Origin of the sequence: Micromonospora sp. MH33, assembly GCF_003013775.1 — a bacterium.
GTDB classification, from domain to species: Bacteria; Actinomycetota; Actinomycetes; order Mycobacteriales; family Micromonosporaceae; genus Micromonospora; species Micromonospora fulviviridis.
Genome location: NZ_MUYZ01000661.1, coordinates 1 through 1,017 on the forward strand (window position 1 = coordinate 1; position 1,017 = coordinate 1,017).

Annotated in this window: 1 protein-coding gene; it reads right to left on the reverse strand. The window is 71.8% G+C overall.

From position 1 onward, the window contains the following. Positions 1–996 (reverse strand): endonuclease/exonuclease/phosphatase family protein (locus B0E53_RS36755; protein WP_107079945.1); only part of this gene is annotated, 996 nt, incomplete at its 3' end. Positions 997–1,017: the final 21 nt, after the last annotated feature.

Here is a 1,017-nt window from a genome sequence, read left to right on the forward strand (position 1 = left end):
GACCAGGATCTGGTCGATCCGCACCACCGGGAACTTTGCCGGCCAGGTGAAGCCGAAGCCGTTCCCGGCCGTGTCCTGGGCCGAGCGCAGCTGCGAGGTGATGTCGGCGAACGCGCGGTCGTCCATGCTGCCGTTCAGGTCGCCGAGCAGCACCACCCGCTCGTTCTGCTCGGCGGCGACGGCCTCGCCGAGCGCCTGCGCGTTTCTGTCCCGGTGGGCCGTCCAGAAGCCCGCCCTGGGATTCACCCGTGCGGACCCCAGGTGGGCCACATACACCGCCAGGGGGCCCTGGTGCGTGGCCACCGTGGTACGCAGCGCCCGGTTGTAGGCCATCTTGATGTCGGCCGGCTTGGTGTCCCCCAGCGGCCCGGCGTCCATCTGGATGTCGACCGGCTGGGTGTCCGACAGCGGCAGCTTGCTCCACAGCCCGACCGTGCCCTGCACCGTGTGGTACGGGTACGCCCTCGCCAACTCCTTCTCATACGTGCCCCGGGCCTCTGGGGTCAGCTCCACCAGGGCCAGCACGTCCGCCCCGGAGGCGGCCAGGTCACCGGCGGTGCCGACCGGATCGGGATTACCGGCGCCCACGTTGTGCTCGGCCACGGTGAGGTCACCACCCGGATGGGACTTGTCGCCGAGCAGCCCGCCGAAGAAGTTCAGCCACACCATGACCGGCAGCAGCAGCGCGACCACCGCAGCGGGGGAGCGGCGCCACAGCGCGCCGATCAGCAGCACGGGGATGAACAGCCCGAACCACGGCAGGAAGGTCTCCACCAAACTGCCCAGGTTCCCGATCCGGTTCGGGATCTTCGCGGGCAGCAGCATGAACAGGCCCAGCAGCAGCGCCAGCGCCGCGAGCACCCGGCCACGCTTCCAGGGGCCCGGCCGGCAGGCGGCGCGTATCGCCCGGCGGATGCCCGCGCCCCAGGTCCCGGCACCGGTATCCCCGCGGCCCGCGCCGCCCTGCCCGCTCTCCGCCGTGTCCACCCGCGCCATCGCCTGTCCTCGTCTACTGCC